Raw genomic sequence first — 8,503 nt, forward strand, 5'->3', positions numbered from 1 at the left:
CACATCCACATCCACATCGGCGGCATTGCCGTTGCCGGATTTCCGCACGAGTGAGGGGCTGCGCGAGTTACTCACCGAGTTGAACGAGCACAACGCCTGGGCGACCAGCCCGGTCGCTGCGGAGCTCATGGTCTACGCCACCGGGAAGTACGCGCCGATCGCGAAAGCCTGGCGGCGCGATCCCGCCGACGCCGCCTACGAGGCATTCCTCGCGATGCGACAACCCACCACACTGCGGGCGGATGATCCGTGGGCGGTAGTCACGCGGGCGGTCGCGCTCGGCATCGCCGCCGAGGTCCACGCCGACCGGAACATGACCAGCCAGGACAAGGCGCGGCGTCCGTCGAAGCGGCCCGCTGAGGAGCCGATGCGGGCCGGGCACTACGAGGAGTTCTTCTACGACGTCCACCCCCACGCCCACACCCTGTACGCGAGGGACGACGGCGGGGAGGACAGGTCGGTGGATCGGGTGATCCGCGCGACCTGCGTGTTCCTGGTGCTCACCGACTGGCCCGCCCGCCCCGTTGAGCAGGCCGTGGACTACATCGCCCACCGCATCACCGGCCTGTCCTCCGGCAGCTCCGCGCTCGAGATCGTCGCCAAGGAACTGCACATCGCGATCCGACTCGGCTACACCCCCAACGAATGGGCCGGCCTCGTCCGCCTGGTCGTCGGCACGAAGACCGGCAGGCGCAAGACCGGAGACTACGGACTGTTCGCCCGCGTGCTCCTCGGTGACGACGTCGCCGACCTCCTCCGCGACGAGACCCTCGTCGAAACCTCCCGCCGGATGGCCTCCGTACCTGACGGGTACGAGGAGAACGGGGGCGAGTCGTGAGTCGGGGTCATTTGGTGTTGGAGCATGCGACGGATCAGATCATCGATGGTCACTCCTACCGGCGTGACCTGGGGGATCTGGAGGAGTTGACGGAGTCGATCCGTCGGTTCGGGTTGCTGTCTCCGATCGTGATCACCACCGGCAATGTCCTCATCTCCGGCAACCGCCGCCTCGCGGTCATGCGCACCCTCGGACACCGCACCGTGCCCGTGTGGGTTGTGCAGGGTGTCTCGGACAAGCTCTCCACCGTGCTGGCGATCCAGGACGAGAACACCCTCCACAAGATGCTCACCCCCATCGAACAAGCAGAGCTCTATGAGGAGCTCAAGCAGCTTTACGCCGAAGAGAATGCCCGCAAGCAGGAGAGCACCCAGTTCGGATCCCTCGCCCGCACCAACGTCGCCGATGACGCTGAGGGCGGGGACGTGTCGGGTGTTCGCGGGAGTGAACACGGTGGTGTTGATTCAACACCACCGCAACCAGCAGGTGTCGGAGCCGGTGGGAAGACGCGTATTCAAGCAGCGAAAGCGGTGACCGGGCGGGACTCGCACTCGATGCTCGATCAGGTCGTGGAGCTGAAGCAGATCGCCGCGTCCGACGGTGAGCATCCCGAGGTGCGGCAGGCCGCCGCCGAAGCCCTGCTCGAGCTCAACACGGATGGGAAGGTCAACGGACGCTACCTGCGCGTCAAGCTCCTCCAAGCCCTCAACACCCTTCAGCGTTGGGCGCTCGACCCGGACGAGCCGGACGCAGTCCGAGAGGCAGCTGCGGCGGAGCTCGAACTGGTGAAGGCGCAGGAGCATCCCAAGGATGCGATGAAGGAAGTGACGCGGGCGCTTTCCCGGGTGGGTCAGTTGCGGAAGGATGCCGCAGCTCTCGCACCGCGGGAGGGGTGGACGGACGCGGACCCGTTGCTGCGGCAGAAGCACGCCATCCGCAAGCTCGTCGATCTGCTGCGCCGGGAGCACGGCTGGTGGGACCGCTACAACCCCGAAGACTTCGGAAGATACGCCGACGAGGAGCAGTGGGAACTCGTCGAGACCTACATCACCGAAGCCAGTGGTTTCCTCGACCAGGCACGGTATGCCCGGGCGGGGCGGGAGGAGGCCGGCGATGCCGACGTTTGAGAACCCATCCCAGGACGCGGACGAGCTCGCGCAAGCCGCTCGCGGACTCGCTTACGCAACCCGTCAGATCGAGACCCCAGAGGACACCTACGGGGTGCTCGGGTCGTTGCATCTGACACTGTCGAGGGTCCAGCAGGGGCTGCAGCAGCTCGCGGCCTGGCACGAACGACACGCGCCGTTCGCCGCCACCGACGACGGTGACCGGGACGCGGGGCACGATCACGCAGTCAAGGCGGGCGGCTGGTTATCGATTGCCGCTGCCTCCACGGATCAGGTGGTCCAGCTCGTGATGAAAGCCCACAGCGAGAACGGGCACATCGCCTGGCACCCCGAGCCCGCGCCGACACGACCTGCGGGACTCGCTGAAGCACTCGCGGAACGGGAAGCGACCCTCGACCCCGAACCCCCAGCAAGCGGACACACCAGCCAGAGCACAGGCCTCACCCGCTGAACGAGGACGGGAGGCGGGCGGGCAGCGCACCTATCGGGTGACCCGCCCGTTTCTCGTTGGAAGGCTCCACCCTCATGTCCTCTCCTCACTCCGACGACCAGCAGCGTCGCCGACGTCGTCTGATCATCTCCCTCACCGCGACCGGTCTCGTGATCGCGGTGCTCGCCGGGATCGGCATCTACGGCCTCATCACCGGCCCTCGCGACGCTGATGATCCCGGGAATCACACCCCGAACTCGTCCACGGCACCGGTAGACCCCACCGACCCGAACGGACACCCGGAAGAGACAGAGTTGCCAGTCCTGCCGCGCACGAATAGCCCCGAGACCTACGTGCGTGCGGTCGCTGCGGCGCTGTTCGACTGGGACACCTTCACGCTGCTGACGCCTTCGGATCACCGGGCCGTGTTGATCGAGGACGCCGACCCGACCGGTACCGAGACGCCGGGGTTGATTTCGGACCTGGACGGGTATTTCCCGTCGGCGTCGACGTGGCGGGATCTTGCCGAGTACCGCACCCGCCAGCACCTTCAGATCGACCGCATCTACATCCCGGAGCAGTGGGAGGAAGCGGTCGCCGCCTCCGGCGGGCAGATCACCGAGGGGACGATCGCGTACACGGTCGAGGGCATCAGGCACCGGGACGGTGTCTGGTACGACGACCCCGTCGAAAGCTCGCATGCGGTGGCGTTCACGGTGTTTGTGTCCTGTGAGCCGGTGTTCGACCGGTGTCATCTGCTGCGCCTGTCCGAACTCGACAACCCCCTCCGATAGGGCGGGGCACGGTGATGAAGAAGCTCCTCGCTGCCGCAGCTACGTTCATGCTGCTCGCTCCGATGCTCGGGCTGCTCAGCATCGGCGTGCTCGTGAACCCGGCCGTCCTCAACCAGGGCAGCTGCATCGCCAGCGGTGTCGTCCTTGGGCCGATCCCCGACTCGCTCGAGGTCACCATGAAAGACGGATACACCTTCACGTTGAACCGGCAGCAGCTCACCCATGCCGGAACGATCATCACCGTCGGAGCGAACACTCCTGGGGCGGGGCGGGATGGGATTCTGATTGCGTTGATGGCGGCGCTGACGGAGTCGACGCTGCGGCAACTCGCGAACACCGGCACCTACCCCGAGTCCGGGAACTACCCGAACGATGGCAACGGCTCCGACCACGATTCGCTGGGTCTGTTTCAGATGCGCCCGCAGTCCGGGTGGGGCACGGTCGCCGAGCTCATGGACACGACCTATCAGGCGCGGGCGTTCTACGGCGGACCCGACGGCCCCAACTACCCCTCACCCCGAGGGCTACTCGACATTCCGGGGTGGCAGCAGATGGACAAGGGCGAAGCCGCGCAAGCCGTCGAAGTGTCTGCGTATCCGGATCGGTATCAGAACTACGAGCCCGTCGCCCGCACCATCCTCGACACCCTCACCCGCAACAGCGGCGGTGGCGGGAGCGGGGTGCCTGGAGACACGAACATCCCGGAGACGAGCCGGTTGGTGTTCCCGCTACCGACGGACAGCTACGTGCATACGTCGTCGTTCGGGCCGCGGATCGACCCGATCACCGGGGAAGCGCGTTTGCACGCGGGGACGGACTGGGCGGCCCCCGACGGCACCCCGATCTTCTCGTTGGCCGACGGAGTGGTGACTTACGCCGGGATGGTGGACGGGTATTCGGGGCAGATCACGATCGAGCACACCATCGGTGGTGAGAAGGTCGCGACGAAGTACATCCACATGTGGGCACACGGCATCCACGTCACCACTGGCGACCGGGTCACCGCCGGCCAACACATCGGCGACGTCGGATCCTCCGGCCACTCGACCGGCCCGCACCTGCACTTCCAAGTCCACCCCGGCGGCGCGAACGCCCCCGCCGTCGACGCCGAACCCTGGCTCGCAGAGCGCGGCGTGGAAGGCATCGACGCGCCGATCGGTGGCGGGCCGGGCTGCACCACCTGACCCGAGCTGAGGGAGGCCTGGCTGGGTGGGCGGCGCACCTGACCGGTGCCCGCCCACCCCGTTTGTCGTGAGGAGAACCCCATGCCCACCACCCTCCTGGCCCTGATGCTGTTACCGGCCGAGAACGTCTACCCCGATCTCTCCGGTGTCGGAGGGCGCTCGACCCTCATCGAGATCGTCGGCGCGCTGCTGACGATCGTGTTGATCGTCTCGGTGCTCATGCTGGTCGTCTCCGGGATCGTGTGGGCCGTGTCCTCGTCAGCGGGGAACCCGCAGACCGCCGCGAAAGGGAAAGTCGGGGTGTTCGTCGCCCTCGGAGCCGCCGTCCTCGCAGGTGCCGGGGTCACCTGGATGAACTTCCTGTTGAGCCTCGGCGACACCCTCTGAGCCGGGTCGCACGTTCCGGCATCGCACCTGTCCCAGTGACCCCGCACGACCGGGTACGGGGCGATCGCTTGTGAAGGAGCCCACCCATGCTTGCCGTCCTCGACACCCTCACCACCCTCACTGCGGTGCTGCCCGCGAACATCGACATCTCCCCGAACGACTCCGGCCTCCCCGGGATCACCGCGCTGCGGACCGTGGTGGGTGCGGTGATGACGATCGGGCTGATCCTGTCTGTCCTCGCCCTGATCGTCTCCGCCGTGGTCTGGGGCTTCGGATCCAACTCCTCGAACCCGCATTTGGCATCGCGGGGGAAGGTCGGGGTCCTGATCTCCTGCGGGGCCGCGATCATCACCGGAGCGTCGGTGACGCTGATCAACTTCTTCTGGAACGTCGGCCAGACCGTCTCCTAACCACCACCCCGAACCCACGGAAGGGAGGGGTGTTGTGGCTGGTATCTGTGACGTCCCCATCATCAGCAACGTCTGCGACGCCGTCGGCGAAGGCGCAGCCACCCTCGTCGCTGCACCATTCGACTGGCTCGCCCAAGCAATCGGGCACGCTGCGTCCTGGATCTTCCAAGGCGTCTGGGCGCTGTTCGACTCCACCACCCTGGTCGACATCACCGGGTCCGGGTATGTCGGCGTGTACAACGTGATCTTCGGGATCGCGATCTTCCTCATGCTGATCTTCTTCTGCCTGCAACTCATCACCGGGCTGATCAGACGCGACCCGACCGCCCTGTCCCGCGCAGCCCTCGGCCTCGCAAAGAGCGTGCTCGGGTCGTTCCTCGTCATCACACTGACCGCGACACTGCTGGAGATCGTCGACCAGCTCTCGATCGGGATCATCCAGGCCACCGGGACCACGTTGGAAGAGATGGGGGCGAAGATCGGTGTCCTCGTCGCCGGGCTCACCGCGATCAACCTCACCGCCCCCGGAGCCGGGGCGATCATCACCATCTTCCTGTCCTTCCTCGCGATCTGCGCGGCAGCGATCGTCTGGTTCTCGCTACTCATCCGCAAAGCGCTGATCCTCGTCGCCGTCGTGATGGCCCCGATCGCGCTGTCTGGAGCGTCGTGGGATGCGACGAAGGGGTGGTTCGGGAAGTGGGCATCGTTTGTGCTCGCGCTGATCTTCTCGAAGCTCGTGATCGTCGTGGTGTTCCTCGTGGCGATCAACCGGGTCAACGCACCGATCGACATGGACCTCAGTTCGATTGCGGATCCGATCGCGGGGATCGTGCTGATGTTCATCGCCGCGTTCGCCCCGTACATGGTCTACAAATTCATCTCCTTCGTCGGCTTCGACATGTACCACGTCATGTCCGCAGAGCAGGAGTCGAAGCAGGCCATGAACCGGCCCCTCCCGCTCTCCGGGAAACCAGATGGTGGTGGCCCGCAGAAGATCCTCGACGGCGGCGGAGACGGTAAGAGCGACGGTGGTGGTGGGAATCCGCCGCCACCGAGTGGTTCACCGCAGCCCGCTCCCGGAGCACCTGCGGGAGCGGGTGGCGGCACGGCCGCAGCCTCGGGTGGCGCGACGGCAGGCTCGGGTGGTGCGGCTGCCGGTAGCGGCGGTGCTGCCGCAGCAGGCGGTGCCGGTGCCGGGGCGGCGGCTGACCCGGTCGGGATCGTCGCGGTCGCCGGGGCGAAGGTCGCCAAGGGGGCGGCGGAGGCCGGTCCGAAGCTCGGCGGTGCGATCGGCCGTGCCGCCGACAACCATGCCGGAGCCGCCAGCGAGGGGCAAGCCGCACCACCACCCCCGGACCAGTCCGTGCCGCCCGCGCAGCCCACGACACTGGCCCCGAACGCGCCTGCGGCGAAGCCACAGACCCCGCCCGCGAACACCAGCGGTGGCGGGCAGGCTCCGCCGCCGTCGAAGCCCGCACCGAAGACCTGAGGCGGAGAGGACCGGCGTCTGAGAGGAGGTGAAGCACTCCGTCATCTGGGCGGTGGCCCGTGAACAACACCCGGACGGTCAGCCAGCGACCTGACCCCAGCGGGTGGTTCACGGGCCACCGCCCACTGTTGGTGTCCGTACCTGACCGGCGACCCCGATCCGCCCGCCTGTTCAGGAGCACCTTATGGCCAGTACCGCGTCCACCCGCACCGAGTTCGAACTGTCAGCGGTGAAGTTCTCCCGCCTCACCCGACGCGGAATCATCCTCGGACTCTCCCTCCCACAAGTCATCGCCCTCTCCATCGCGGTCACCGTATTCATCGCCTCGCTCTACACCGGTGGTCCCGCCGCGTTGTACACGTCGCCGATCTGGGGCACCGCCACCGCCCTCGCCTGGGTACCGATCGGCGGGCGGAAGCTCGTCGAATGGGTGCCGATCACCCTCCACTGGGTGCTCCGGCAGGCGCTCCACCAGACCCGATACCGGAAACGGATCGTAAAGCCTCGTCCGGCGGGGACACTCGCGCTGCCGGGAGATGCGGCACCGCTGCGCCAATACGAGGACCCCGAGACCGGGGCGGTCATGGTCCACGACCCACACGGGCAGACGCTGACCGCGCTCGTGGAAGTGACCCATCCCTCGTTCATCCTCCTCGACCCCGGTGAGCAGGAACGCCGAGTGCACGCCTGGGGCCGGGTGCTGTCCACCGCGTGCCGGTCCACCCGGATCGCGCGCCTGCAAGTGCTGGAGCGCACCGTCCCCGATAGTGGGTCGGGGCTCGCGCAGTGGTGGGCGGAGCAGGGCAATGACGACGATTCCTGGGTCGCGAAAACGTACCGGGAGCTCATCGACCGGGCAGGCCCAGCCGGGGAACGCCACATCTCCACCATCTCCCTGTCCCTGGATATGCGCGCCGCCGCGCGGGCGATCCGCACCGCGGGCGGCAGCCTCAAAGGCGCCGCAGTCGTGTTACGGCAGGAGATGGAGACCCTCACGACCGCGCTGCGCACCGCCGACCTGAAACCCTCCGATTGGTACACACCGGGGCAGCTCGCCATCATGCTCCGCAGTGCCTACGACCCCGCGATCGCCGCCACCCTGGAACGCTCCGGCGAGATCGGCCAAGACCTCGCCACGGCTGGCCCGGTCTCGGTGGAAGAGACCTGGGACCAACTGCGATCCGACAGCGCTCATCACGCGGTGTTGTGGATCTCGGAGTGGCCCCGCTCCCTCGTCTACCCAGGATTCCTCGCACCCGTACTCCTCTCCAGTGGGATCCGGCGAGCGTTCACGCTGCTGTGTGACCCGATCCGCTCCGATCAGGCGGCACGGGATATTCGGAAGAAGAAGACCGAGTACATCAGTGATGCGGCGCAGCGGCAGAAGGGCGGGCAGATCGAAGACGCCCAGCAGTCCGCCGAATACCAAGACGTCCTGCAGCAGGAAGCCGACCTCACCAGCGGCCACGGCGTCCTCCGCTACACCGGCCTCCTCGCCGTCTCCGCACCCACCGACGATGAACTCGAAGCCGCGGTGTCGGCGATCGAGCAGGCCGCGATCCAGGCGTCGTGCGAGACGAGGCGGCTGGTCGGGCAGCAGGCGCAGGCGTTCGTCGCGGCAGCGCTGCCGCTCTGCCGGGGCATCTGAGACGTGAAGCGTACCTGACGGGTGTCACTGCACACTCCGTCGGAAGGCCACCGCTCATGGGACAGCACACCAGCACGAAAAAGCTCTACTCCACCGTTCTCGTCGAGGACGGCACCGGCCGGAAGAACCGCAAGACCCGGGAACGTGCCGCCCGGCAAGTCATCGCCCGCGAGCACGCCGAGCAACGCGCCGCTGA

9 protein-coding genes are annotated in these 8,503 nt (G+C 67.2%); all 9 read left to right on the top strand.

Going from position 1 to position 8,503, the window contains the following annotated elements:
- On the top strand, positions 1–838 hold an 838-nt coding region (locus ACTIL2_RS14570; RefSeq protein ID WP_442338198.1), incomplete at its 5' end, for a hypothetical protein.
- Between the two features lie 14 nt (positions 839–852).
- Positions 853–1,965: a ParB N-terminal domain-containing protein gene (locus ACTIL2_RS14575; protein ID WP_442338199.1), complete on the top strand. Its 1,113-nt coding sequence runs from the start codon at positions 853–855 to the stop codon at positions 1,963–1,965.
- Complete coding sequence (locus ACTIL2_RS14580) at positions 1,952–2,416, top strand: hypothetical protein (protein ID WP_442338200.1); 465 nt, start codon at positions 1,952–1,954, stop codon at positions 2,414–2,416. Before ACTIL2_RS14575 ends, ACTIL2_RS14580 begins: the two co-directional genes overlap by 14 nt.
- Before the next feature lie 74 nt (positions 2,417–2,490).
- Positions 2,491–3,189, top strand: coding sequence for a hypothetical protein (locus ACTIL2_RS14585; RefSeq protein ID WP_442338201.1), 699 nt, complete (start codon positions 2,491–2,493; stop codon positions 3,187–3,189).
- 14 nt (positions 3,190–3,203) lie between these two features.
- Complete coding sequence (locus ACTIL2_RS14590) at positions 3,204–4,373, top strand: M23 family metallopeptidase (RefSeq protein WP_442338202.1); 1,170 nt, start codon at positions 3,204–3,206, stop codon at positions 4,371–4,373.
- 81 nt (positions 4,374–4,454) lie between these two features.
- Complete coding sequence (locus tag ACTIL2_RS14595) at positions 4,455–4,760, top strand: DUF6112 family protein (RefSeq protein WP_442338203.1); 306 nt, start codon at positions 4,455–4,457, stop codon at positions 4,758–4,760.
- Positions 4,761–4,846: 86 nt separating this feature from the next.
- The gene (locus tag ACTIL2_RS14600; protein WP_442338204.1) at positions 4,847–5,170 is read left to right on the top strand and encodes a DUF6112 family protein; all 324 of its coding nucleotides are present in this window, start codon (positions 4,847–4,849) and stop codon (positions 5,168–5,170) included.
- Positions 5,171–5,204: 34 nt separating this feature from the next.
- Entirely contained in the window at positions 5,205–6,659 is a 1,455-nt protein-coding gene (locus ACTIL2_RS14605) for a hypothetical protein (protein WP_442338205.1), read from the top strand.
- A gap of 184 nt (positions 6,660–6,843) precedes the next feature.
- Entirely contained in the window at positions 6,844–8,307 is a 1,464-nt protein-coding gene (locus tag ACTIL2_RS14610; protein WP_442338206.1) for an SCO6880 family protein, read from the top strand.
- Positions 8,308–8,503 lie beyond the last annotated feature (196 nt).

This window comes from Corynebacterium sp. (assembly GCF_052107835.1).
Lineage (GTDB): Bacteria > Actinomycetota > Actinomycetes > Mycobacteriales > Mycobacteriaceae > Corynebacterium.